Origin of the sequence: Dehalobacter sp. DCM (assembly GCF_024972775.1) — a bacterium.
GTDB lineage: Bacteria > Bacillota > Desulfitobacteriia > Desulfitobacteriales > Syntrophobotulaceae > Dehalobacter.
Genome location: NZ_CP092282.1, coordinates 3396792 through 3422095 on the forward strand (window position 1 = coordinate 3396792; position 25304 = coordinate 3422095).

A 25304-nucleotide genomic window follows, 5' to 3' on the forward strand; every position below is an offset into this window, starting at 1 on the left:
CAAGTAAATCGGACAGAAGGAGAAGCACCATGGATTGTGTTCAATTAGGGAAATGCCCGTTTTATAATGACAAAATACCAATGGACAATGGGATCGGAGCAGTATTCAAAAAGAAATATTGCAAGGGGAATCAAGGCCTTTGTGCGAGATATCAGGTATTGACTGCCGTCGGTCAGTCTTATGTTCCGGATAGCTTTTACCCTAATATGGTGGATATAGCCAAGAAAATCATTGAGGACGTTCGATCATAACTACTTTCTTTGCCAGGAGGAGTCCATGGATGTTTTTATTGCCAGACAGCCTAGGAATCGATACCAGCATGTGTATGTGGTCTGGACATGCATTTGCTTCGATTATTTCTACCTTCTTAAATTCACATAGCTTCCTGATGATCTTTCCTATGTCCGCTTTGATTTTCCCATAAATCAACTGTCGTCTGTACTTTGGTGCGAACACGATATGATATTTACAATTCCACTGCGTGTGTGATAAACTTTCCGTATCCATATGGATTACTACCTCCTATTTTTGTGCGGCTGCCAAACCTGCACTAACATATCAAAATTGGAGGTAGTCTTTCAACGCATAACTAAAGCTTTTTGGAACCACCTGCATAGCAGGTGGTTTTCGTTAGACAAAAACGGAGGTGCAGTATGATGTAACTGCACCTCCGCGTTATTTTTAGGATTAGCTTAGAACATGAACAGCGCCTGACCTGCCATATTGGCCAGGATCGACAACGGCTCGGCGTAAACACCAAGGACCACAGTCAGAATCAGGACCAACAGGAGGGCCACATTCGTTCCAAAGGGAACCTTGATTGGTGTATGGCACACAGGGTCATGCATATACATGGCCTTGACAACCAACAAATAGTAGTATGCAGAAACCATGCTCATGACCAGACCGATGATGACCAGCCAGAGAAACCCTTGGGTGACGATGGAAGAGAACAGATAGAATTTGCCCACAAAACCGGCAAGCGGCGGAATTCCTGCCATTGACAGCAGGCATATGGTGAGTACCGCGGCCATGAACGGCGAGCGTTGGGCTAAGCCGGCATAATCTTTAATTTCATCGCTATCCGTATTCTGAGAGAACGTGATAACGACAGCAAACGCACCTATGGTCGCAAACACATAGACCATGGAATAGAACGCAACCGCTTTAACACCGGCAGAACTGACCGCAATGATCCCGGTAATGATATACCCGGCTTGGGCGATACTGGAGTACGCCAGCATGCGTTTGATATTTTTCTGCGGTATCGCAGCGATGTTCCCGATGACCATGGTGACCGCTGCCAAGATAGCTAAGATAAATGTCCACTGCGCACTGTAGGCAGGTAGTGCTTCAATCAGAATACGCGCGACCACTGCGAAGGAAGCCGCCTTGGAACCGGTAGCCAGAAAAGCAGTGACCGGTGTCGGCGCACCTTCATAGACATCCGGCGCCCACATGTGAAATGGTACCAGGGAGATTTTAAAGCTGAGTCCGGATAAGAGGAAGATGATCCCCACAAGAATCGCCGGCGATAAACCATCCATCAGCATAATGTTTGCCGCAATGTCCCGGATGACAAAGGTTCCGGTCATGCCAAATACCAAGCTGATACCATAGAGCAGGATACCCGAAGAAACGGCTCCGAGCACCAGGTATTTGATTCCGGCTTCGGATGATTTCAGATCGGTTTTATATCCGGCCAGAATATAGAAGGAAATCGTCATGGTTTCCAGAGCGACATACAACGTCAGAAGATCACCGGCCGAAGCCATGACCATCATACCCAGAGCTGCGAAAAGGGTGATGATATAAAATTCATAGTTGCCGCACATTTTCCGGACATAGACAGTGGAAGTCAGGATAACCAGAATAGCGGCGATGAGGAACAGCTGTTTAAAGAATACCGCAAAGTCGTCGACAATAAACATGCCTTCGAGCAAGCTCGCGTTTATTCCGTAGGAGAAGAAGCTGTAAACCAGGATGCCGATCAGTCCCAGAGCGATAACATAACCAAGGACATGACGTTTGTCTTTTGCTATGAATAAACCAAGCGCCAAAACGATTAGCCCCAGGAGAGCGGTAGCAATTTCAATGGTAAATAAGGAGTAATCAATATTCATGACAGTATTCATTACAGGTTACCTCCTATCATGGAGCTAGCCTCGGCCAGTCTGTCCGCAATCGGTTGGATCCCCGAGTTGACCATATCCATCAATAACGATGGGAACAAACCAAAGAGGACCGCAGCGGCAACCAGGACGACCACAGGGATCATATAAGTCCCTTTAATATCCGACTTTCCGTCCCATACAGCCTTACGGGGTCCAAACAAGACATTGGCTGCCATGCGAAGAACGTAGACGGCACCGAGGATAATTCCCGTCAGCGCAAGGATCGCAGGAATCAGAATGGTGGGGTTGTTAAAGGCACCGATAAATACAGTAAATTCAGGAATAAAGGTGATCAAACCCGGAAGTCCGGCTGATGCCATGGTAGCCACCAGGAAGATACCGGCCAGGCGGGGCATCTGATGCGCAATACCGCCAAGATCCGGAATGTAGCGAGTCTTGGTCTCCCCGTAGATGTATCCGACGATGGAGAAGAAGAGGGCCGCCATGACACCATGCGCAAACATATTGGCAACCGCGCCGTTTAGACCGATCACGTTCAACGAGGCGATACCGATCAGCACAAAGCCCATATGGCTGACGCTGGAGTATCCGACAACATATTTCATATCTTTCTGCGCCAAGCTGATAAATGCGGCATAAAGTACGTTGCATACCGCAAGTACAGCGATCACCGGCGCCCAGAACTTAGCTCCCATCGGGAAAAGAAAGATACCGATCCGGACAAGACCGTAACCGCCGATTTTTTTCAGGACACCGGCATGGATCATAGAAACTGCAGTCGGCGCGCCGGCATAGCCGTCCGGCGACCAGGAGTGAAACGGAAACATCGATATCAACGATGTGAAACCAATGGCCATGAGACCAAACAAAGCAATTTGCAAATTGGGCGGGAAATTCAGCGTCGCCAGCTTCTCGATATCGAAGGTGTACGCGCCGAGCATATTGCCGGCCAGCATATACATCCAAATAAGTCCCGCAAGCAGGAATGCACTTCCGATCAGAAGATAGATCGTCAGTTTCATACCGGCATATTCTTTGGTGACGTTCTTGTCCTTACTGCCGCTTCCCCAAATAATCACCATGATGTAAATGGGGATGACCACGACTTCATAGAACAAGAAGAAAATAAACAAGTCTCTGGCAACAAAGGTTCCCATTACACCGGCGATCAGAATAAGCAGCAGAATATAGAATTCCTTTGCTCTCTTTTCCTCGCTCCAGGAACGGGAGAACACTGCCGAAAAACCAATCATATTGGTTAAAAGCATGAGCGGCAGGCTCAAACCGTCGACTCCGAGTGAGTAGACGACACCGAGATCGGTAATAAAAGGAATGTCTTCCTTGAAGGCAAACCCGCCAACAGCTAAGTTTTGCGTGTAGTAAACATAATACACGAAGACGGACAAAGCCAGGGAGATAAATGTCGTAATACCGGCAATGGCTTTGATTGTGCCCGACTTTTCCTTCGGGATAAAGACGCTGATCAGCGCACCAATGATCGGTGCCAGTAAAATCGTTGTCAAGATTGGAAAGTTCATTACTTGACACCTCCCAACAGTCCAATATTGAGTTGACTGAAATCAGTCGTTGTTAAGATCATGATCAAGACGATGACACCGACAAAGAAAACCATCGCATAGTGCTGCAGGTTTCCTGTGTTCAGGCGGCGGGCGGCGTCACCGGCACCCCGGGTCAGGCTAGCCAAACCATCAACAATGCCATCGACAATATACATATCAATCCACCAAAGAATTCGACCGAAGGCATCGATGATATGGCGGATGACCCACAGGTAGAATTCATCGATAAAATATTTGTTGTAGGAAAGCTTATAAAGGAACGGGATCTTTTTAGCCACAGTTTCAGCTGAAAATGCCTTTTTATGATAAAACATATAGGCTGTCCCCATACCGATCAGCGCCAGTACCGTCGAAAGAATGATCAGGAACCAATTCGCTTCGACCTCATGGAAGTGGCCCAGACGGACAAAATATCCGAACGCCTGCCCTTCGCCAAGTCCCGGCCAGCCAACCCAGCCGCCGATAAACGAAAGCACGGCAAGGATCAGAAGCGGGATGGTCATGGTCTTGGGCGCTTCATGGGGATGGGCGTCATGACTTCTCAGTTCGCCATGGAAGCAGATAAAGAACATCCTGAACATGTAGAAGGCGGTAAGCAGTGCCGTGAGGGCGGCGAAGATAAACAAGACGGCATAGACCGCTTGATAAGGTCCATGCGCATGTCCGGAAAAGCTGGATGCCGCATACGTTACCTCTAAGATCAGGTCCTTACTGAAGAACCCGGCAAATGGGAAAATCCCGGAAATCGCCAGGCAGCCAACGAGTGTTGTCCAATAAGTCACCGGCATGTACTTCTTCAAGCCGCCGTATTTGGCAATGTTGGCTTCATTGTGCATGGCATGCAAGACACAGCCGGCACACAGGAAGAGGAGCGCTTTAAAGAAGGCATGGGTAAACAGATGGAACATACTTGCGGTAAGACTTCCCGCTCCCAAAGCCAGCATCATATAACCCAGCTGGGAAACGGTGGAGTAAGCCAATATTTTCTTCATTTCGATCTGGGTCAGGGCGATGGACGCTGCAAAGATCGCGGTGAATCCACCGATAATCGCCACGAAGACCATTGCGGACGGCAGTGTGATAAACAACGTCAGCACGCGGCCTACCAGATAGACCCCGGCGACAACCATCGTCGCGGCATGGATCAATGCACTGACTGGCGTCGGACCTTCCATGGCATCCGGAAGCCACACATGGAACGGAAATTGGCCCGACTTCGCCATAGGACCCAGGAACAAAACGATCGCAATCGCGGTCAGTGCGCCGGCAGAAAGCGTGGTATACTGAGCAAAATTTGGAATCATTTCTGCGAGTTTGACGAGATCAACGGTTCCAAAATTAACTTGGAGCAGGATGATCCCCAGCAGTAAGCCAAAGTCCCCTACCCGGCAGGTAATAAAAGCCTTCTTCGCAGCCTGTCGGGCAGAATCTCTTTCATACCAGAAGCCGATCAAGAGATAGGAACACAAACCCACGAGTTCCCAGAACACAAACATTTGCAGGAGATTGGGAGATATGACCAACCCCAACATGGAAGCAGCAAAAAGGGAAAGATACGAATAGAATCGGGCAAATCCGGGATCGCCGTGCATATAGCCCAGCGAGTATATTTGGACCAATGACGTTACCAGCGTAACGACAAGCAGCATCATGGCAGATGTCGGATCGATCTGAGTACCGACATCAATCGATAATCCATGCATACTAAACCAGGTAACAACAACTCTTAAGGGATTTTCTATCCATGTTTCGCCCTGTTGAAGTACGCCTACTGCAATGGCAACGGACAAGACAAATGATGCCAGGATGCCAAAGAGTGAGACGAAAGCGCTTACTTTTTGCGATCGCTTCGTGACAAAGACGATCAGTGCAAAGGCCAACGCAGGTAAAAGCGGAATCAACCAGGCGTTATTCAAAGCAAAATCAATCATTATCGTTTTTTACACCTGCCTTTATACTAAATTTGATTACCATTTCATTTTATCGATTTCATCGGCTTCAACGGTTTTATGTTTGCGGTATACGGAAATAATCAGCGCTAAGCCAACCGAAACTTCCGCGGCCGCTAACGCAATAACGAAAAGTGCGAAAACATGACCGTTAAGCATCGGTGCAGCCGTATATTTGCTGAAGGCGATCAGGTTAATATTCACTGAGCTCAGCATGATTTCCATTCCCATTAAAATGGCAATCACATTCTTTTTGGCCAGGACGTTAAAAAGCCCGATAAAGAATAACGTTCCGCTGAGGATCAAAAAATGAGGCAGACCAACGTTCAGAAAGAAATGAATGAGTGTTGTCATGAGGGTTTTTTCACCTCTTTCACAATGACGATCGCACCAAGCATCGCGGCCAGTAATAAGACAGCAGTCACTTCAAAAGCCACAACATACTTGGTCAGCATCAGATTGGCAACTTCTCTGGCTGTTTCTTCCGGCGGTGTACCCGAGCTGAGCGGCCATTTGGTGGTCAGTGCCATCACCGCGTTAACTGCAATCAGGACCAACGAGAGCAGGGCGCCGGGAACCACATTTTTAGAGAAAAGATTTGTTTTTTTCATATCACCTTTGATGGTAAACATGATGGCAAAAACGATAAAAATCGTAATCGCTCCGGCATAGACCAAGATTTGAGTTACTCCCAGGAAGTCGGCATTCAGCAGGATGAAGACACCTGCAATTCCAAGAAATGCCACCATCATGAGCAGTGCACTGTGAAAGATATTCCTGCTGATCACCATCAGCAAGGCCGATCCAATGGTAACGGCAGCAACAATGTAAAACATGATCGTAAAGCCCATTATTCTTCACTCCCTCCAGCCTGAACCGCAGGCGGCTCGATTTGATAAAGGATTCGGTCCAGATCCTGTCGGAAAAAACATGCTTTTTCGAAATCCTGTGTATTGTACAGCGCGTCCTGAGGACAGGCTTCAACACAGAAACCGCAATAGATGCAGCTCTCCATCAGCATCCGGTACTTACTGAGCTTTCGCTTATTATTTTCATCCTTATAGCTTTCAATGGAAATGATTCTGTTCGGGCATGCATTCACACATAACCCGCACGCGGTGCATTTTTCCGGAGTGAGTTCAAACCAGCCCCGAAACCGTTTCGGGAGCACCGGTTTTTCCTCTGGGTACATCTGCGTCACTTTCTTACTGAAAAAGTGCTTGATCGATATGCTTAAACCTTTTAGCAGCCCTTGTCCGTACACGATTTCACCCCCCTATATCATCCGGAAGACGTAAATGCCCACGCCGGTTATAATAATGTTGAACAATGTTAAAGGAATCAGGAATTTCCACCCGATGTGCATCAGGTGTTCCACTTTGACTCGGACGAATGTCCAACGGACCCACATAAACAGGAAAATCATAAAGTAGATCTTGATGATCATCCAGACAATGCCGGGGATGAAAGTAAGACCAAACGGTGCGTTCCATCCTCCCAGGAAAACAATGGCGGAAATAGACGATACTGCAACAAGATGCGCATATTCCGCAACCATATACAGGGCATAACGGATACCGGAGTATTCAATAAAGTACCCGGCAACGAGTTCCTGCTCCCCTTCCGACAAGTCTAAGGGACCGCGGTTCGTTTCGGCGATCGACGACATAAAATAAGCCAGAAAAGCTAGGATCTGCGGAATAATAAACCATACTTTCTGCTGGGCGTTGACGATTTCCTGCAGATTCAGCGTTCCGGTGATCATCACAACACCCACCAGCGAAAACGCCAGCGGGATCTCATAGCTGATCATCTGTGCCGCTGTCCTCATTCCACCGAGCAGCGCGTATTTATTGTTGGATCCAAATCCAGCCATGATGAAGGCGATCGTTCCGGTCGAGCCGATCGCAATGAAATAGAACAAACCAATATTCAAATTTTCCAAAGCCATATCTTTTCCCAGCGGAATCACAGCCCAAGCAAGAATCGCACTTAAAAATGCGGTGATTGCGGCTGCCTTGTAGACAAATTTGTCAACTGCGCCAGGAATAATATCTTCTTTTCCCAGCATTTTGACTATGTCCACTGGGAACTGTAAAAATCCGCCAGGACCGATCCGATTAGGACCAACGCGATCGGCATAAAAAGCAGCAAATTTACGTTCCAGCCAAACGAGGACAATCAAATTGCAGAGTACAAAGACGATAACAACCAAAACCAGGACGGCCTTAATGAACAGTTCCACCGGCAATGCAGGCAAACCGAGGCCTACAGTACACCAGTTCCTGAACATATCGACCCAAATAAGAAATATATCCATAGTTTCCTCCCTCATCACAATGAGTTTTGTCAGCGTTAACTTATCGATCAATTTCCCCTAAAACGATATCCAGTGAAGCAAAGGCGACAACCGCATCCTGCAGATGGAGGCCGACGGCCATTTCTTCGAAAACCGCCACATTGACAAAACTAGGGGAATAGATGTGGGTGCGGTAGGGTTTGGGTGAACCATCACTCACAAGATAGAAGCCAAGGTGTCCTTTGGAATGCTCGATCCGGGAATAGGTCTCTCCGACCGGTGGTTTGATCAGCTTCGGTACTTTTGCTATGATCGGGCCTTCGGGAATATCCTTCATGGCTTGTTCAATTATTTTAACGCTCTCAACGATTTCTTCCATGCGGACGATATATCGGTCAAAGCTATCACCCGTTTGCCGGGTGGGTACATTAAATTTAAAACGGTCATAAATTCCATAGGGCTCATCTCTGCGCAGATCAAAATCAACGCCGCTGGCACGGGCATTTGGCCCGGTCAAGCCATAGTCCAGCACCTTCTCTGCGGAGAGCGGTGCCACCCGCTTCGTACGCGCCTGGAATATTTCATTGCCTGTTAATATCCCATGGTATTCATCGATACACTTCGGCATAATATCTAGCAGCTTGCGCAGCGCAGGCATAAATTCGTCGGGAAGATCTGCCGCAACACCGCCGATCCGCATATAGTTCGGCATCATTCGGTTGCCGGCTGTCATTTCGATGAGATCCAATATAGTGTCTCTTTCCCGAAATCCATAGGTCCACGGGGTAAACCCGGCCATATCCAACGCGATGGAGGCATAAAATACCAGATGACTCGCGATACGCTGGAGCTCACTCATAATTACCCGGATATATTCCGCACGTTCCGGGATTTGGTCCGTGATACCCATCAGTTTCTCAACGGCGCGTACATAAGATTCTTCACATAACATACCAGCCAGATAATCCAGCCGTCCATTATACGGTATAAATTGGGTATAAGTCCGGGACTCTGCCAGTTTTTCCATACCACGGTGCAGATACCCCAAATGATTGACGCACTTGGTGATATACTCTCCCTCTAAGGTCAATACCGCCCGGTAAACGCCGTGGGTACTCGGATGCTGCGGCCCGTAGTTAATATTCATTTCCTGCGTTCGGATGGTTCCTTTTTCTTCACATGTTTCCAGTACATTACACATATCCTGCATGTCATACACCTCCATCTTGGCTGGTGTTCTTATCCGGCTGCAATACAAAATCCTTACGCAGAGGGTGCCCAACAAAATCGTCCGCGAGCAGTATCCTGCGCAAATCAGGATGATCGTTAAAGATGATCCCCATGAGATCAAAGACTTCTCTTTCCAGAACTTGAGCTGCTTTCCACACAGCGGTCACGGAAGGGACCCAGCAGGGATTTTCTTTACTGATTTCGACCTTCACTGTCAGCTGATGTCGGTGTTGCATTGACATTAAGTGGTAAATGACCGTCAAGTTTTCCGGATAATCCACAGAAGTCAGATCCACGAGAAAATCCATCTTGTAATCGGGATGATTCCTGAGTTCCATCATGACATCGACGAGTCTAAGACGCGGCACCTTGATGGACAGTTCGGTATTATCTGCAAAGACTTCCGTTTGTGCACCAATTTTCACATTTAGCATGTCAACCAGTGCCTGCCGATCGATCTTTTTATTCATTCCGCATGATCCTCTCCTTGTTGATTTCCATGATCTTCTCTTTGTTTTCTTCAGCAAACTTTCTGGGACTGACGACTTTCTTGCGCAAAGTGAGAAGACCGTTAAAAAGTGCTTCCGGTCTGGGCGGACAACCCGGCACATAGACATCAACAGGTAAAAATGTATCCGCACCGGGAACAACGTTATACGAATCTTTAAACGGTCCGCCGCTGATCGCGCAGCTGCCCATCGCCAATACATATTTCGGTTCAGCCATTTGTTCATACAGACGGATAACCAGCGGTTCCATCTTCTTGGTCACAGTTCCGGCAACAATGAGTAAATCACATTGTCTTGGCGACGGTCGGAACACTTCGGAGCCAAAACGCGAGATATCATACCGGGCATCACCGGAGGCCATCATTTCAATAGCGCAGCAGGCTAAACCAAACGTAAGCGGCCAGAAAGAACGGCCCCGGCACCAGTTCAGCGCATCTTCAATCTTACAAAGAATGATATTGTTTGGGACTTCGATATTGGTGTCCGTTTTAATTACATCCATTCCAGTGCACCCTCCTTCCAGGCATAGGCAAACCCGAGAATGAGGATCGCCATAAAGATGACCATTTCCACGATACCGAATACGCCCATGTTTTTAAACTGCATGGCCCATGGGTATAGGAAAATCGTTTCAACATCAAAAATGACAAATATCAGGGCATACATAAAATAACTCAGTTTGAAACGAATCCATGTATCTCCTTGGGTATCCAGACCGCATTCGTAGGTCAGCAGTTTTGCCGGTGTGGGATTATTGGGGCTGAGCAATTTCTGCGCCCACAATAAAATGATCGGGAAAATGATTCCCCACAACAGCACGATGAAGACCCCTGTGTAATTGAGTAACATTGTCTACCTCCTCCTTCTATCTAATTTTGACTATATTAAAAATAAGAACACCAAAGAAACTTAAAATGCAAGATACGTGCCAATTGCCCTATTTTACCAAACCAATAAAAAAAGCCTGATCTGACGGCAATTCTCTTGTTTAATAAAGAACCAAAATGATACTTGGTTTATCGCGATTTGCCCTAAAAAACGCTCATCCTTTTCACAATGCGAAAGACTGAATATTCTGGCCAAATCACGCGTATCATCGGGTTTTGGACACGTTGTACCGTATATTATGATATCGGATTATATCGGATTTGACAATCAAAATCGCAAAGTGCTTTCATTTGTGAAAAAATCCACAATACACTTTATTTGACATCCTTGGAATATATTCCTGGAAGACTTGATTAAAATTTATCCTCCGGACAACACCGTAAATAGAGTGACATCGTCGCCTTCCTGAAAAACATAGTCGTGGGGCACGAAATAACCGTTGACCACTGCGTTTAGATTTTCTGAATTGAGCTTGTGCAGTAAATCACCCAAAGACCAGCCTTCCGGCACCTCATATCCCTGTTCTTTGGGCGGCAGCGTATCATCAAAATGGCTGTCTAAATATATTTTCATGACCTTCATACACCTCAAAAAGGAATTCCTTAAATACTTATTACTTATTACTTATTACTTATTACTTATTAGTTATTAGTTATTAGTTATTAGTTGATATTAATACTTTTAATTGTCTTTTTGTTTGTTATTTAGTTTTTTTGTTTAATATTTTTTTGTTAATGTCCAAATTCTTTTACAATATTATATATTACTATTAAAACATTAAATAATGTAAAACGCTATGGCCAAATATGACTAAAATGTGTAATTTTTAGACACTTTGGCTAGAAAAGACCACATGGATAGTCCACGTGGTCTTTTTAATCCATTTCTATCCGCGCGTTAGACTGTTTATACCCGTTCTGATGGTGACCGCCTTTACTCTTCGATCAGGAATTCTAAATCCAAAGCTTTCAGTGTTTCCGGAAGCGGCACTCCGGTATGGGGATCCCATCCCATCAGGGTAAAATAACGCTCACGCATTTGCATGAACACATCGCCGATACAAGCGACCGAAGCCGGGCCATCACCCGGACGATCCTGATACTTTTTGGACGGCTTTTCCAGATCTGCGGTGATGCCGGATTTGATATTATAGACCCGCATCAGGTTCATCGCTTTCCTGCCGATTTTGACAACCTCTTCCACGGTATAACTGTCACCGGTTGCACTATTGAGTGCTGCTACGCTATAGTTAATATCCTCACACATAAACCGGCAGACACCGAGACTGTCTTCAAATACACGGCGGCCGCTGACGCCGGCATTATACCTGGCAATCTGCTCCCAGTCAAACGGATTGGTTATCGGCGGCAGGCCATGCTGTGCGGCATTGATAAATCCCCCGACGACTTCAATCGTCCCGGTACTCGATACGCAGGTATCTAAGAGCTCTGTCCACATTGCCCGATGGTCGTGGCCGCGAATTGAGTTGCCTTTATACGTAAAGTTAGCGCAATCCATCGCTTCCCCGCCGGTTTTTGTAGCTACCCGCATGAGACCCTCAGCCAAGAAATCACCCACACCTTGACGGTAAGCGATTTTTTCAATCATCGCTTTGACACTCCGGAAATTATCCCAGGTCATTTCCAGCTCATCGGTGTCTTTTCCCGTAAAAAAGCCCCTTTCGTAGCATTCGATAACCCAGGCCAATGTCCAGCTTGTTTCATTTACATCAATACCCATACGATCCACATAATCACATATGACCATCGTCTCGGTCAGATTCGTGATACCTAAATTCGAACCCATTCCGCCCAGGGCTTCAAATTCCGGTTCCTCCGTTGTAAAGCCTTTAAACGGACCTTCTTTGACGGTAAGATCTCCGACATGATTCCAATTGCAGCCCCAACAGGGTCTTTTCTTATAGTCATTGCTTGTTCTGAGGACTTCCGGTACAAACCCGGCGATTTCCGGAAAACTATGGGTAGTTATATTTTTGATTGGCAACACGCCGCCTTTCTCGGCCCCGGCGATCGCCACGTTGGTTCCGTGGACGAATGTCCCTTTGCCAGCTATTCCTTCTTTCGAGCAGCGATTCATCTCCTGCGCATTTTCCTTTAACGCTTCGGCGTCAAAAACAGCCGGTTTATTCTTGCCTCGTTTAACTGCAATTGCCTTGATTTTTTTGGAGCCCAGCACCGCACCGACACCGTTATGGGCTGCAACATGACCAAAGTCGCTGACAATGCACGCATACCGTACCAGATTTTCACCGCCTGGCCCAATACAAGCCACGCTTAACTGGGTACGGGTCAAACCGTACTCTTCCAATAATCTGACTTGTGTCTCATACGTATCCAGCCCCACCAGATGAGCAGCGGATTTGATCTCAACCTTTTCATCATCAATATAGATGTAAACCCAGTCCTCCGATGCTCCCTGAAGGACAATGGCATCATATCCGCAGAACTTCAGAAATGCGGAGAAAAAGCCGTTAGCCTGGGACGTTGCAAAGCCATTGGTCATTGCCCCTTTGGTCACTACTCCAAAAGCCCCGGATCCAACACCGCCTGTCCCGGTCAATCCCCCTGTCGCCATGACCAGCCTGTTAGCCGAATCATTCCAATTGACCGAGATTGGAACTTCATCATAGACGATTTTTGCACCCATACATGTCCCGCCAACCCAGTTATGAACAAAATCATGAGAAAGTTCTTCCTTCAATACCGTATTGTCGGTGACATCAATACGAAGCAACGCACCTGCATACCCATTGGACACTTTAAACACCTCATCTCAAAAACGTTATGCTTTATTTTTTTACTCTTCTCATGATATTTGCATGAACTATGCCAGCAGATAAAATACTTGTAAAATCTGCTTTTGCCGTAGATGATCTTGCAAATATTTGTCTCATTTTTTTATTTTAGAACTACCCTGCCGGCATTGTGCAGGCAACCTTACTCTGGGTAACTAATTTGAGAATGATCTACTAGTAGACCATTCTCAAATTAGTTACTCAAATTACTCCAGAGTAAGGACGCGTGCACAATACCGGCGACAAGCGGAGCACGGATTGCGAAGCGCAACGGTCCATGGATGACGGACCATGGATGGTCCTAAGTTCAAATTCACCACGGATGGTAATAGAATTTGAACTTCCTGTTAACGATTGCAATTCGCCAAGGAGGGCATAAAAATTTTAACTTCCTCAATGTAAATTCTGGAGGGCACCAGAGCCGAAAGTGTTATTGTGCACGCGGCCCAGCCCCATATACGAATATTTGCTAGCGTATTTAAAGAACGGTCTACTAGTTACCGGCCGGTAATTTCGGGCTCAGTCTTTTGCTCAACGCGTGTTCCTAGTTGCTTCTTCTTTTCCATGTTCATTGAAATAAGAACACATACGGTTGCAACGACAATACAAACGCCGATGTTTCCGACCATGAACTGGAAGGTCCCCCTTAATGATCCCCCGACAATGTGATCGATAGCCTGTGCATAAAAAGCAGCCAGGAATTGTCCGGTGTACCCCGCGGTATACATCGCCGACAATGCGAATGTTTTTGCCCCAGGCGGAGCAATCGCCGAAACCCGTGTGTTCAAATAGGGGAAGATTAATCCGAGAGAAAAACCCATGCATACAGACGCAGCCAATATTAATGTAAAGCTGTACGCAATGCTTAACAAGTAAAAACAAATACCCAGAAAAGCCAAACTGATTACCGGGGTAAAGCGTTTGGCATATTTGAGGAACATGGTAAAGAACAAACTGATCAGGAATGCGCAAAAAGTCACAGCGGAAGAAGCAAGACCGGCGTTAGCCGCATTCCCCAAATTCTCCACACTGATGAAGATCGATATTTTCAGTATGTAAACCATACTGACCATCAAATAGATGAACATAGCAAAGATGTCCAGATACACAGACAGTGTTAATCTGGGTCGTTCACCGGTTTTCATCAGAGCAGGATCTATTCTTTCCGGGGGGACTTTAGGCAGTACGCGGATCTGCGCAATCAGAAGAATGATCCACAGCAAATCGAGGAAAAAGGGATAGCGCCAATTCTGGACAGCTAAAAAGCCTGATGCCACGGACATTGCCATCGCTAAAATGCTTCCTGCCGCACTGGCCCAACCCATCATTTTTGCTCTCTGGTCTCCTTCCCAGAATTGAGCAATCAACGCAGGTATTAACGGATAAACAATACCGCACCCGATACCGACTATCCCGCGCATGATGACAATGAAAGTAAGATTGGGGACAAGACAGGCACCAAAACCACCGATGATATAACATGCCGTTCCGATATTTAAAAGGGTCTTTTTACTGAAGTATTGACTCAGCTTTCCGCTCAGAAAAATGGTTGGTATCATGACTAGGGACGGCAGAGAGATCAGCATACTGATCTGCGTACCGGAATCGGGGAACATCACTGCGAGCATACCCATTAATGGGATAATTAATGCACTGGACGCGTTCGTATCACAACTGGAAACCAAAAGGACAGCTTTTACCGATTTAGCCTTATCCACGACGTCATCTCCTTGCAATTTTGCGTTTTATCCGTTGCTTATAATTGCATTAAATATGCCAAGAACGCAGTCAACACAAGCATCATAGGGCAACGTCTCAGCAGGCAAAAAAATGGATGCCTGAGAAAATCGGCATTCCGCCTGATTGATTATCTGAAATTTGCATGCAAATTCATCGCGCATTTTTTGCGTTAACATGAATAACATGACATAAAGAAACTGCGAGTCCTCTATCGCAGTTTCAAATTGGCATTAATATTTCTATTATAGAAATAGCCCTAATACATTTTATCGAGTGTTCCCGCACGAATAGACACCGGCAAATCATCGAGTTCGATGAATTGCTTTGCACTGATATTGACAGCATAGGTCATCGCATTCTTAAGTTCACGAATATTGCCGGGCCAGCTATACTCCACCAGAAGCCGGGATGCAGCAGGTGCCAAAGAAACGATCTCCCTGCCCCTCTTTTGGCAAGCTTCTGTAATAAAGTGCTCACATAAGAGCAATATATCATTTTTCCGCTTACGCAAAGGGGGTAATTGTATCGGCAGAACCGAAAGCCGATAGTAAAGATCCTCTCGGAAAAGCTTCTCCCTGACCAGTTGCTTCAGATCACGGTTGGTTGCTGCAATCAGTCTGAAGTCGACTTTCTTAGTTTTTAATCCTCCAACACGCATGACCTGCTTGTCTTCAAGCGTACGCAGAAGAACAGCCTGCAATTTGAGCGGCATATCCCCGATTTCATCCAAAAAGAGTGTTCCGCCATTGGCCAATTCTATTTTTCCCTGCCTGCCGATGCGATCTGCACCGGTAAAGCTTCCGCCTTCATAGCCGAAAAGTTCGCTCTCAATAAGTTCTCTGGGCATGGCCGCACAGTTAATGGCAACAAAAGGGCCTGCGGAAGCATAGATCGCGTGAATCGCCTGAGCGAATAATTCCTTCCCGGTCCCGCTCTCCCCGACTAAAAGCACGTTTTCATTACAATCAGCGAAAAGACGGGCCATCTTAATAGCCCCCTTAATCTCTTTGCTTTTTCCGATAACCGCGTTAAAATCCTTGACAGCTGGTATTGGTGAATGTTCAACAATCCGCAGTTTGTCCGCGGCCATGGATCTGAACCGCAAAACCGCGCTATTCAATAAGCCGGTGTACTCATCCATTACCGGACGGATACTAACGAGATAAGAATGGGTCTTGTTGCCGATGTGAAGCGCTTCTCGCATTTCTGCCGAGCGTCCTTTACCGGCTAAATTCATTACGGTATTATCATTCATAAATTGACTCAGATCCGTCATCGCCAGCGGTTTGTCGCTCAGTTTAAACGTATGCATCGCCTTATGATTAATGTCAATGAAGCGGCCTTTTTCATCAATAATCACCACCGCATCGTCGGCGACATCCAATGCCGCCATCAGCGCTTCTGCTTTGACCTGCAGCCTGTTTTTGTATGCGTTCAATTCATTGCGGCTATATTCCAAACTCAGAAGGGCTTGAATCCTATGGGCCATAGTGACAACCAGGTCTTTGGAGTAATTCGTCAAACCAATAAAATCGTTTTCCCAGCGGGATCCGTTTACTAAAGGGGTTATCAGAGTTAAAACGGCAATAACCGCTCCGTCTTCATCGGTGATCGGAACTGCTGACGCTATCGTATCGCTGTAAGCGATACTGTAATGCTCATGCCCCAACAGCTGAATCGGCCGTTTCTGATTCACTGAGAGGCTATGGGCATGGGTTCCCGCATTTTCCTCATCCATGTATTTGCCAACCATGGATTGCCGGACTTCTTTCTTATCAAACGGGGATGATTTCAGCCATGCATCTTCCTGGATCAAGACCAGCCCCTGTGGATCAAATAGTATCACGCCATAATCCGCGAAGAGCATCATGCCCTTGTATTCATCAATAACGTTTCGCGTGATTTCCAGCAGCGACCGTTGTTTCGCCAGAAAGCACTGAAATAAAGACCTCTCCATTTGTTTTTTGATCATCCGACCGACTATAAACGGGCTCACCCCGTAATCGCGGGATCGTATCCATGATGCAGCTAATTCAGGATCGATGGTGGAACAATTTCGCGGATCTTTTATTTTGTTCTGAAGAAAATCTGTTTTTAATTTCATAATTTTGCTCCATCGATCAGGAACATTTATTGTTCCTTGAGCAGAAATAAGCTTGCCGGAAGTACTAAAAGCAGATGGTTCTAAATCCACAACTGCCACTAATAACGACCTCCCCCTTATATACAGAACCCAACACGTTTTTTATTCAACGGCTATTTTGTATTCAATAAGCTTACGATATAAGGTTGCTTTGCTGATACCCAGGAGATCTGCTGCCAGAGTCACCCGGTTATTGGCCCGGTTCATCGCCCGTTCGATCGTCAATTTTTCAAGGTTTTTTAACGTTAAGTCATCACCGGTAGACGTTATTTCATCCTCGTTCTTTTTATTTAATAAAATTGATATGGGGAGGTTGTTGATCTCAATCGTTCCCGTACGGGCTGTTTTCATAGCGTAAATCATGGCATTTCTTAACTCGCGTAAATTACCCGGCCAATCATACTCATTGAGTTTTTTAGCCGCAACGGAGCTGATCGGCATCGGTTTCATTCCATTTTTTTGGCAGTAGATTTCCATATGGTATTGGATCAATAGCGGGATGTCATTCTTTCTGTCCCGAAGGGGAGGGATATGCACCGGGAGCACCGAGAGGCGGAAATAAAGGTCCTCACGGAAAAGTTTTTCTTTGACCATCTGGTTCAAGTCCTTATTGGTAGCCGCGATCAGGCGAAAATCAACTTTTTTGTAACGGCGCCCGCCGATTCGCATGATTTGCTTGTCCTCAAGCGTTCTCAGCAGCACTGCCTGTAATTCTAACGGCATATCACCGATCTCATCCAAAAATAATGTCCCGCCGTTAGCCATTTCAATTTTTCCAGGCCTGCCGCTGCGGTCTGCACCTGTAAAACTGCCGCCCTCATACCCAAACAATTCGCTTTCGATGAGTTCTCGCGGCATGGCTGCGCAATTGACGGCCATAAATGGGCCCTGTGGACAAGAAGCATTATGGATCGCCTGAGCAAAAACCTCTTTACCAGTCCCGCTTTCCCCGATGAGAAGAATATTTTCATCAGAGGTCGCGAACAGTTGGGCACGCGCAATAGCTTCCTTGATTTCTCTGCTCTCGCCTAAGATATCATCAAAACTATACGTCGTCGTGCTCCCTTTTTTATTAGCAGATACTGTCGAATGCCTATTGGTTTTGAAACGGAGTACCACTGTTTCCAGCTGTCGTGTATCCTTTCCCAATGTCGGCCGAATGCTGATACGGTAAACCTTTTCGTCATCTTCGGTATAGATAGTCTCATTGATATCAACTTTTTCGCCCTTCCCTGCAAAACCCATCAACGGCGATTCCACACGAAGAAAATCTCGTATGTTGGCATCACCGATATCATGTGGATCCAGATTTAAGATTTTTGCACCTTCCTGATTGATATGGATGATTTTCCCTGTATTACTGACTGTGACAATCCCCTCGCCCTGATTGTTTTGCGCGCCGTCCATTGGATTATTGGCTGATATGATCGTCGCGTATTTCTTTTCGAGACGAAGCCGCACTTCGACGGCTTGGGATATTGTAATGAGCATATCCATAATGTAGGCATTAAGTCCATTCGTATGTTCATCACCGAGTGATTGCGGTTTGGCCATCGTAATAAGCCCAAGCACGGCAATTAAATCATTACTGTCATCGGTGATCGGTACGGCGAATCCGATAATATCTTCTTTTAGTTGTACGCAATAATGCTCCGGTCCAAGAAGCTGAACTGGTTGTTTTATATTGAAGCACATGCTATGGGCATTTGTCCCGACGGACTTTTCATCCATAACCATCCCCACCACCGGATCCGGCGCAGCAAAAGGCGGCGTAGTCGTCCATTCATTTTTATGCAGGAGAACCACACCATCTTTATCGGTTAACAGTATACTGTAGCCGGCAACCAGCATCAAACCATCAAACGTTGCGATCAGGGCTGAGGTAACATCGATCAGCGTTGCATAGGTATCCAAAAGCTCCTGAAATGTCTCGTTGTTGAGACGCTTACTCAATGTTTGACCAATAACATACGGGTCAACGCCATAATTCCGGGATCTTAACCATGACGCAGCAATCTCGGGATGCAGATAGGGGCAGCTTGAGGGATCATTGACTTTACCGAGTATAAAATCATTTCTAAATGCAATGAGCTCTTCAAGATGTCCAATCGCCAAACTGCTTTGATTGAAGGTATTTTCGAAACCCTTTTCTGCATTCAAATTGAATGACCCCCCATTGTATTAGTTATCTCAAAATAAGACAGTGATACTATTCGAACTCATAACGGATTATTTCATAATAAAAAAAGATGGCATGAATTCAATTGAAATAAGGATATCAATTAAATTATACCATCCCTTTGAAAATATCTCATTATTAATTTGTAAGAATTTTTAACTTTTTCTACCTTTTATCAACTCATTTTGATACAGCAACACGTTTTCATCTATTATTTTGTCTTCCACAAACCGTGCAGGTTGCAATATTCTCTCACACTAACTACGGCATCTATATTCACCTGGAAAACTGCCTCCGGCTTCTGACCGGGTTTCAATTCCGCGCGGCACACTTTATCTGCTGTCAATACTTCGATTAATTGGATATAATGCTCCTCCAGCATGGGATGTTCGACGCTGCCGACGCGGACTTTGATCCCTGATTCAACCGCTTCTACCACTGGAAGGTGTTTTTCTATACCGGTATCCTCCGTTTTACCTTCCAGCTTTTCCATAGGCTGCCCGCAACAAACCAGAGATGACGCCCCTGCATGAATGACCTCAATCACATTGCCGCATACATTACATTTGTAAACTTCTCTCAGCTCTGTCATAGAATACTTCCCTCCAATTTCTTTATAGATTCTTCCAGCTGATCCTCATCTGGAATGTATTGAATCCGAATGTTTTCCAAAGTCTCAAATCCGCAGTCCTTCAAGGCTTGCTCAATAATACCGACGCTTTGCCCACTCCATCCGTAGGAACCAAAAGCCAGCCCCATCCTGTTTTTGGGGGCGAGTCCTTTCATATAGGTAAGGAAACTGGCGACAGTCGGCATAATATTATTATTTAAGGTGGGCGAGCCAACGCAGATATACTTCGCCGTCGTCACCTCCGTCATGATATCAGAGATATGATTATTTCGAAGATTCATCAGTTTGACTTGGTACCCTTTGTTCTCAAAGGCTTCGACGATACCATCGGCAATGATTTCCGTTGAGTTCCACATCGTGTCATAAACCACAACCGCCTTATTTTCCGTGGTATTGGACGACCACTTCTGATATTCACGGAGAATGTCCGGAATATGCGAACGCCAAATGATGCCGTGGCTGGTTGCGATTGTATTAATCTCCAGTCCGCTTACCGCTTCCAACGCTTTTTGAACCTGGGAACCGTAAGGCAAGACGATATTAGCGTAATATTTTTGTGCCTCTTCCAGAAGAATTCCCAGCGGCAGCTCGTCGTCAAATCGCTCGCTTGAGGCAATATGCTGACCAAACGCGTCATTGGAAAAGAGAATCTTATCTTCAGGCAAATACGTGACCATATTATCCGGCCAATGGACCATCGGTGTCTGGACAAAAGCGAGTGTCCGTTTCCCAATGTTTAATGTATCACCGGATTTAACAATCCGGTAATTCCACTGATCTTTAAAATGAGCCTTCAGGCCCTTTTCGCCATTCGGTGAAGTCACCAATGTGGCTTTGGTGGCAATGGCCATGATTTCGGGCAGACTGCCGGAGTGATCCATCTCCACATGATTGGAGATAACATAATCAATGTCGGCTGGATCGACAATATCGGAGATCCGGGCAATCATTTCATCGCAAAGATAATGTTTCACCGTATCGATGAGCGTAATCTTCTCATCTATGACCAGATAGGCATTATAGCTGCTTCCCCTTTGCGTCATATAGCCATGGAAATTTCGGATATGCCAGTCAATACCCCCAACCCAATAGATATTCTCCGCAACTTTCACTGCTTTCACTAAGTTCACCTCGCTCTGGTTTTCTGATAATTTTTATGGATGATACGAACCCATTCATTAATAATTTTCGGCAATGACTTCAAAATAGGCTTGAGGATGATCGCAAACTGGGCACAGGTCCGGGGCGTCCGCACCCGTATGCTGGTGTCCGCAATTACGGCATTTCCACGTCTTGACCTCATTTTTGGCAAACACTTCTTTATTTTGGATGTTGGCCAACAGGTCATTATATCTTTCTTCATGTTCTTTCTCGATCTTGCCGACGCCTTCAAAAAGTGCGGCAATTTCGTTGAAGCCTTCTTCTTTGGCTTCGGCCGCCATCCGGGCATACATGTCGGTCCATTCCGCTCTCTCTCCGGCCGCGGCAGCCATCAGGCATTCTACCGTATTGCCGATGCCGTGAAATTGCTTGAACCATATCTTAGCATGTTCTTTTTCATTCTCAGCGGTTTCTAAAAAGAGAGCAGCAATTTGCTCATAGCCTTCTTTCTTAGCAACAGAAGCAAAGTAAGTATACTTGTTTCTGGCCTGTGATTCCCCCGCGAATGCTTCCATCAAGTTTTTCTCTGTCTTCGAACCTTTTAATTCTTTCATTCTAACAACTCCCTCTACTTTCGTTAAAATCTCTTAATTCACTTAATGTTTCGCAAGAACATTAAATGAAATACAAATCAAATTCTTTTTAAATTCTAATCGATACAGAAGAGAAAATCAAGTTTATTTATAATTATTCTAAATAAATTTTTTTTATAAAATATTTCTATTTTATCACATAGTTGGTCAGAGCCCCGATATTCTCTATCTCGGCCTTGACCACATCACCCGCTTCCATAGGCCCGACGCCCGCCGGTGTACCGGTAAGGATCACGTCTCCCGGCAACAACGTCATAATACCCGATAGATATTCAACAAGCTGAAAGCAATCAAATACAAGGTTATTTGTATTGGAATCCTGCCGCGTCAATCCGTTCAGCGTCAGCTTGACTGTAAGGTTTCCAGGATCATCAATATCGGTTTCAATCCAGGGACCAAGCGGGCAGAACGTATCAAAACCTTTCGCTCTTGTCCATTGGCCGTCCTTATGTTGTAGATCACGAGCTGTAATATCATTGGCAACAGTATAACCGAATATGTATTCAGCAGCTTGCCTACGCTCTACATTCTTAGCTTCTTTCCCAATCACAATAGCAAGTTCAGCCTCATAGTGAAGATTGGCCGTCTGTGGGGGATAGATGATATTTTCTTCGGGACCAATAACACTCGAAGGCGGTTTGATGAAAAGAAGCGGCTCTTCCGGCAGCGGCTTCCCAAATTCCTTGGCGTGATCAATATAGTTCAGTCCGATACATAATACTTTTGATGGGATTACAGGTGCCAGTAGCCTTACGGATTCTATTAGATACGATTTGTCGGTGACCATAAATTCCCCAAAGATGTCTCCGTTGATAGCAAAGATCAAACTATCTTTGACAACACCATATCGAATGACGTTGTGATTATCACTGAATCGAAGATATTTCATGTTTCCTCCGCATTATTGAAGAGTTGAATTCAGCTAATTATTTATCCTATTCCAATTTTACCAAATACTATCTCAGTGTGATATATTAATCTGCCATTTTCGCGAATTCATTACATTAATTTGTACATAATAACAACAGCGTAATAACAATAGCGTGATCTTGATCCTACAGGAGTATAAAAAATGAAAATACGTCCAAAACGCTACCCAATCCTTATTTCAATTATACTCGCGCTCTGCTTGGTGTTGACCTCAGGATGCAGTATGATCAACAAAATAACCGGAAAAGATCAGAAACAGCAGTCTCAGGAACAACCCGAAAAAGTCCCCAAGCAATTAGAGGGTATTGAAACCGCTATCGAAACGATTTTTTCTAAGCTTAAAGGCCCCACTGTCAGCCAACAGCAAGACGGGCAGGACGAACAGAGTGGGCAGGACGAACAAAGTGGGCAAGACAAACAGCAAGCCACAGAGGAAAAGGATCAGCAGAGCAGTAACGGCGGCAAAGGAAATCAGGAAAGCAAACAAAGCCAAGGCAGCAGCAGCGGATCCGACCAAAGTGGTGCCGGCGAACAACAGCAGCAACCATCTGACCCCTTCCAGATGGTGAGCGAGGAAGTCAGTAAACTTCATTTTCTATGGAATGAATTTATGCCCGAGGCCAATAAAAAAGGAGCTAAAAAAGAGCTCATTGAGAGGTTTAGCGATAACCTGAATAACCTGACAGAATCCCTTAAGTCCAAGGACCGCATGAAAACGATGCTGGCCACTAACAGTGTGCATGCATCTATCCCGGATTTCTACGCACTCTATGACACCAAGATATCGCCGGAGATTAAACAAATACTCTTTCGAACAAGAAGCTGTATCCTCTATGCACAGGATAAGGACTGGTCTAAGGCACAATCAAATATGGAAGAATTAAAATCCTCCTGGGCTATGCTGAAGAATACCCTAGAAAAAGATCAGCAGGAAGACGCAGCAAAGCTGGATCTTTCTATCATTGAACTGGAAAGAGTCATTAAGGAAAAAAATCCGGAACTGGTCACGATCAAAGGGAAAATCACATTAACCAATATAGAGACACTTAGCAAAGCGCTTGAAGAAGCTGCTAAAAACAATGAAAAGAAATAAGCTATGAGGACACATGCGCATGTCACTCATAGCCGTACAGTTAATTATTTACACCGTAACTACCCTGAGAATTCACTATATTTTCATTATTTGTTGGTACTTCATCGCGGCATGGGAGTCTACTCAAAAGAATATCTACTCTAAAGAATATTACAAATATATACTTCAAATTAGGTCTGCGTGCCACAGTTCCAGCGACAAGCGGAGCATGGATTGCGGAGCGCGGCTGTTAGCGCCATGGATGGCGCTATCTGCCGAAAGCGGAATGTGGCATGCAGACCTACCCGAGAATAATGCTTAATTTTTTTGGGGCGGGGCCGCCTGCACAATGCCACTTTCGGCTCTTGTGCCCTCCATGGCACAAAGAGCCGCGCTTCGCAATCCGTGCTCCGCTTGTCGTTGGCATTGTGCAGGCTGCCTTACTTAGGAGTAATTTGAGTAACTCATTGGAGAAAGGTCTACGAAAACACACCATTCATAAACTCTGTGCTCAAATCCATTTCATGATCGTAATATCGGCGTATCCGTTTGCTTTCCTGATAATTCTTCATCCGGTTCCATTTTCCATGTTTCCAAATCCAAAGCGGTATACGCCTGTTTCAAATCCTCTTTCAATTCCCGTGAGGGATCAAACGGATGATAATACGCTTTTTCTATAGCATAATCCATGATCCGCGCATGGCTGTCCAACACGTCTTGAAGCTGCTTTCGCAGCATATCCCTTACTTTCGGCGTCGTCGATTCACTGATGACAGTCGAAAATTTGTTAATTTCATTTTTTGATCCCATCAGTAGTTCCGTAACGATATCTCTTTCTGTCATATAAGTTGCACCTGCCACATCTTGCGAAATATTGACCATATATTTCTACCCTCTTGTTCGCTAATTTATACCGAACTCATACTGCCGGACACAATCTCTTAAGGTTTCGATTTGTTTCTGGGAATTTTCCAAATCGGTTTCCAGGATGGATCTTAGCTTAGGGTCAGCAATCTGCCCGGTTAATCCGGCTATTTTCAGGGTCCAGATATTTTTCAGCTGCAATAATTCATGCATCGCAAATACTTCATGGGGAGCTATCTTCATCTCCTCCAAAGCATGTCACTCCTTCCTAGATGTGTCCATTATTCTTCAGATGGTTTTCTGCGTATTGGACCATGCGTTTAACCATATTACCGGCTTCGCGGGATGTCATCTCACCGCCGTCTTCATCAACCGGCTCAATTCCCATCGTTTGGGCTGTACTCCCTGCCGTCGTGCTGCTTTCGGGACTTAAAGGTTTGAATCGCGCCATGACCATCACCTCGTTCTCTTTGGCTTTTTATTTTCCGTTTATTTGTGTTTTTGTGCTTTCTGTTAATCTTAACGCTTTTAGAAAATAAATACTGGCAATTTATTGAAGCGGCTAATAATCAAAAATTGGCGGTTG

At 45.5% G+C, this 25304-nt stretch carries 25 protein-coding genes and 1 pseudogene; 2 read left to right on the forward strand and 24 right to left on the reverse strand.

Annotated elements, in window-relative coordinates; translation table 11 throughout:
- The first annotated feature begins 29 nt into the window (after positions 1–29).
- Positions 30–251, forward strand: a complete 222-nt coding sequence (locus LPY66_RS15785; protein WP_337985211.1) for a hypothetical protein — start codon at positions 30–32, stop codon at positions 249–251.
- Here the strand turns inward: LPY66_RS15785 and tnpA are convergent.
- The 21 genes and pseudogenes from tnpA to LPY66_RS15890 all read right to left on the reverse strand — a co-directional run.
- Positions 244–507 (reverse strand): annotated as a pseudogene (tnpA, locus tag LPY66_RS15790) (IS200/IS605 family transposase); the annotation flags it as partial. The gene LPY66_RS15785 and the pseudogene tnpA overlap by 8 nt on opposite strands.
- 185 nt (positions 508–692) lie before the next feature.
- Positions 693–2123, reverse strand: coding sequence for an NADH-quinone oxidoreductase subunit N (locus LPY66_RS15795; RefSeq protein WP_337988114.1), 1431 nt, complete (start codon positions 2121–2123; stop codon positions 693–695).
- A gap of 11 nt (positions 2124–2134) precedes the next feature.
- Entirely contained in the window at positions 2135–3673 is a 1539-nt protein-coding gene (locus LPY66_RS15800) for a complex I subunit 4 family protein (protein ID WP_337985213.1), read from the reverse strand.
- Complete coding sequence (nuoL, locus tag LPY66_RS15805; RefSeq protein WP_337985214.1) at positions 3673–5646, reverse strand: NADH-quinone oxidoreductase subunit L; 1974 nt, start codon at positions 5644–5646, stop codon at positions 3673–3675. Before nuoL ends, LPY66_RS15800 begins: the two co-directional genes overlap by 1 nt.
- A 36-nt stretch (positions 5647–5682) precedes the next feature.
- Positions 5683–6018 (reverse strand): NADH-quinone oxidoreductase subunit NuoK, encoded by a 336-nt coding sequence (nuoK, locus tag LPY66_RS15810; RefSeq protein ID WP_337985215.1) that lies wholly within the window; start codon positions 6016–6018, stop codon positions 5683–5685.
- Positions 6015–6515: an NADH-quinone oxidoreductase subunit J family protein gene (locus tag LPY66_RS15815; protein WP_337985216.1), complete on the reverse strand. Its 501-nt coding sequence runs from the start codon at positions 6513–6515 to the stop codon at positions 6015–6017. The genes nuoK and LPY66_RS15815 overlap by 4 nt, the downstream gene beginning before the upstream one ends.
- Positions 6515–6928: a NuoI/complex I 23 kDa subunit family protein gene (locus LPY66_RS15820; protein WP_337985217.1), complete on the reverse strand. Its 414-nt coding sequence runs from the start codon at positions 6926–6928 to the stop codon at positions 6515–6517. The genes LPY66_RS15815 and LPY66_RS15820 overlap by 1 nt, the downstream gene beginning before the upstream one ends.
- 12 nt (positions 6929–6940) lie before the next feature.
- Positions 6941–7984, reverse strand: coding sequence for an NADH-quinone oxidoreductase subunit NuoH (gene nuoH, locus LPY66_RS15825; protein WP_337985218.1), 1044 nt, complete (start codon positions 7982–7984; stop codon positions 6941–6943).
- Between the two features lie 40 nt (positions 7985–8024).
- On the reverse strand, positions 8025–9173 hold the full coding sequence (locus tag LPY66_RS15830) for an NADH-quinone oxidoreductase subunit D (protein ID WP_337985219.1): 1149 nt from the start codon (positions 9171–9173) through the stop codon (positions 8025–8027).
- Position 9174: 1 nt separating this feature from the next.
- A complete protein-coding gene (locus LPY66_RS15835) occupies positions 9175–9627 on the reverse strand; it encodes an NADH-quinone oxidoreductase subunit C (RefSeq protein WP_337985220.1) in 453 nt (150 codons plus the stop codon).
- Positions 9628–9655: 28 nt separating this feature from the next.
- On the reverse strand, positions 9656–10204 hold the full coding sequence (locus tag LPY66_RS15840) for an NADH-quinone oxidoreductase subunit B (protein WP_337985221.1): 549 nt from the start codon (positions 10202–10204) through the stop codon (positions 9656–9658).
- On the reverse strand, positions 10195–10551 hold the full coding sequence (locus LPY66_RS15845; RefSeq protein WP_337985222.1) for an NADH-quinone oxidoreductase subunit A: 357 nt from the start codon (positions 10549–10551) through the stop codon (positions 10195–10197). Before LPY66_RS15845 ends, LPY66_RS15840 begins: the two co-directional genes overlap by 10 nt.
- Positions 10552–10950: 399 nt before the next feature.
- Entirely contained in the window at positions 10951–11163 is a 213-nt protein-coding gene (locus tag LPY66_RS15850) for a MoaD/ThiS family protein (protein WP_337985223.1), read from the reverse strand.
- Positions 11164–11523: 360 nt separating this feature from the next.
- Positions 11524–13368: an aldehyde ferredoxin oxidoreductase family protein gene (locus LPY66_RS15855; RefSeq protein ID WP_337985224.1), complete on the reverse strand. Its 1845-nt coding sequence runs from the start codon at positions 13366–13368 to the stop codon at positions 11524–11526.
- 534 nt (positions 13369–13902) lie between these two features.
- Positions 13903–15123, reverse strand: coding sequence for an MFS transporter (locus tag LPY66_RS15860; RefSeq protein WP_337985225.1), 1221 nt, complete (start codon positions 15121–15123; stop codon positions 13903–13905).
- A gap of 278 nt (positions 15124–15401) precedes the next feature.
- Positions 15402–17348, reverse strand: coding sequence for a sigma-54 interaction domain-containing protein (locus LPY66_RS15865; RefSeq protein ID WP_337985226.1), 1947 nt, complete (start codon positions 17346–17348; stop codon positions 15402–15404).
- A gap of 42 nt (positions 17349–17390) precedes the next feature.
- Positions 17391–19448: a sigma-54 interaction domain-containing protein gene (locus tag LPY66_RS15870; RefSeq protein ID WP_337985227.1), complete on the reverse strand. Its 2058-nt coding sequence runs from the start codon at positions 19446–19448 to the stop codon at positions 17391–17393.
- Positions 19449–19678: 230 nt separating this feature from the next.
- Complete coding sequence (locus LPY66_RS15875; protein WP_337985228.1) at positions 19679–20059, reverse strand: desulfoferrodoxin; 381 nt, start codon at positions 20057–20059, stop codon at positions 19679–19681.
- Positions 20056–21219, reverse strand: a complete 1164-nt coding sequence (locus tag LPY66_RS15880; protein WP_443112437.1) for an FprA family A-type flavoprotein — start codon at positions 21217–21219, stop codon at positions 20056–20058. Before LPY66_RS15880 ends, LPY66_RS15875 begins: the two co-directional genes overlap by 4 nt.
- A gap of 57 nt (positions 21220–21276) precedes the next feature.
- Positions 21277–21813: a rubrerythrin gene (gene rbr / locus LPY66_RS15885; protein WP_337985230.1), complete on the reverse strand. Its 537-nt coding sequence runs from the start codon at positions 21811–21813 to the stop codon at positions 21277–21279.
- A gap of 166 nt (positions 21814–21979) precedes the next feature.
- Positions 21980–22741 carry a fumarylacetoacetate hydrolase family protein gene (locus LPY66_RS15890; RefSeq protein WP_337985231.1) on the reverse strand — a complete coding sequence of 254 codons (762 nt, stop codon included), beginning with the start codon at positions 22739–22741 and terminating at the stop codon, positions 21980–21982.
- 183 nt (positions 22742–22924) lie between these two features.
- Between LPY66_RS15890 and LPY66_RS15895 the strand changes: the two genes are divergently transcribed.
- A complete protein-coding gene (locus LPY66_RS15895; protein WP_337985232.1) occupies positions 22925–23875 on the forward strand; it encodes a hypothetical protein in 951 nt (316 codons plus the stop codon).
- A gap of 501 nt (positions 23876–24376) precedes the next feature.
- Here the strand turns inward: LPY66_RS15895 and LPY66_RS15900 are convergent.
- The 3 genes from LPY66_RS15900 to LPY66_RS15910 are packed head-to-tail and all read right to left on the reverse strand — an operon-like array spanning position 24377 to position 25169.
- Complete coding sequence (locus LPY66_RS15900) at positions 24377–24697, reverse strand: spore coat protein (protein ID WP_337985233.1); 321 nt, start codon at positions 24695–24697, stop codon at positions 24377–24379.
- A gap of 60 nt (positions 24698–24757) precedes the next feature.
- Positions 24758–24970, reverse strand: a complete 213-nt coding sequence (locus tag LPY66_RS15905; RefSeq protein WP_337985234.1) for a hypothetical protein — start codon at positions 24968–24970, stop codon at positions 24758–24760.
- Positions 24971–24986: 16 nt separating this feature from the next.
- Complete coding sequence (locus tag LPY66_RS15910) at positions 24987–25169, reverse strand: small, acid-soluble spore protein, alpha/beta type (RefSeq protein ID WP_337985235.1); 183 nt, start codon at positions 25167–25169, stop codon at positions 24987–24989.
- Between the last annotated feature and the right edge of the window lie 135 nt (positions 25170–25304).

What these genes read in the sequence shown, in the direction of transcription:
- LPY66_RS15785 (WP_337985211.1), top strand. Translation starts at nt 30, where the DNA reads ATGGATTGTGTTCAATTAGGGAAATGCCCGTTTTATAATGACAAAATA.
- LPY66_RS15795 (WP_337988114.1), bottom strand. Translation starts at nt 2,123, where the DNA reads ATGAATATTGATTACTCCTTATTTACCATTGAAATTGCTACCGCTCTC.
- LPY66_RS15800 (WP_337985213.1), bottom strand. Translation starts at nt 3,673, where the DNA reads ATGAACTTTCCAATCTTGACAACGATTTTACTGGCACCGATCATTGGT.
- nuoL (WP_337985214.1), bottom strand. Translation starts at nt 5,646, where the DNA reads ATGATTGATTTTGCTTTGAATAACGCCTGGTTGATTCCGCTTTTACCT.
- nuoK (WP_337985215.1), bottom strand. Translation starts at nt 6,018, where the DNA reads ATGACAACACTCATTCATTTCTTTCTGAACGTTGGTCTGCCTCATTTT.
- LPY66_RS15815 (WP_337985216.1), bottom strand. Translation starts at nt 6,515, where the DNA reads ATGGGCTTTACGATCATGTTTTACATTGTTGCTGCCGTTACCATTGGA.
- nuoH (WP_337985218.1), bottom strand. Translation starts at nt 7,984, where the DNA reads ATGGATATATTTCTTATTTGGGTCGATATGTTCAGGAACTGGTGTACT.
- LPY66_RS15830 (WP_337985219.1), bottom strand. Translation starts at nt 9,173, where the DNA reads ATGCAGGATATGTGTAATGTACTGGAAACATGTGAAGAAAAAGGAACC.
- LPY66_RS15835 (WP_337985220.1), bottom strand. Translation starts at nt 9,627, where the DNA reads ATGCTAAATGTGAAAATTGGTGCACAAACGGAAGTCTTTGCAGATAAT.
- LPY66_RS15840 (WP_337985221.1), bottom strand. Translation starts at nt 10,204, where the DNA reads ATGGATGTAATTAAAACGGACACCAATATCGAAGTCCCAAACAATATC.
- LPY66_RS15845 (WP_337985222.1), bottom strand. Translation starts at nt 10,551, where the DNA reads ATGTTACTCAATTACACAGGGGTCTTCATCGTGCTGTTGTGGGGAATC.
- LPY66_RS15850 (WP_337985223.1), bottom strand. Translation starts at nt 11,163, where the DNA reads ATGAAAATATATTTAGACAGCCATTTTGATGATACGCTGCCGCCCAAA.
- LPY66_RS15875 (WP_337985228.1), bottom strand. Translation starts at nt 20,059, where the DNA reads ATGACAGAGCTGAGAGAAGTTTACAAATGTAATGTATGCGGCAATGTG.
- rbr (WP_337985230.1), bottom strand. Translation starts at nt 21,813, where the DNA reads ATGAAAGAATTAAAAGGTTCGAAGACAGAGAAAAACTTGATGGAAGCA.
- LPY66_RS15890 (WP_337985231.1), bottom strand. Translation starts at nt 22,741, where the DNA reads ATGAAATATCTTCGATTCAGTGATAATCACAACGTCATTCGATATGGT.
- LPY66_RS15895 (WP_337985232.1), top strand. Translation starts at nt 22,925, where the DNA reads ATGAAAATACGTCCAAAACGCTACCCAATCCTTATTTCAATTATACTC.
- LPY66_RS15900 (WP_337985233.1), bottom strand. Translation starts at nt 24,697, where the DNA reads ATGACAGAAAGAGATATCGTTACGGAACTACTGATGGGATCAAAAAAT.
- LPY66_RS15910 (WP_337985235.1), bottom strand. Translation starts at nt 25,169, where the DNA reads ATGGCGCGATTCAAACCTTTAAGTCCCGAAAGCAGCACGACGGCAGGG.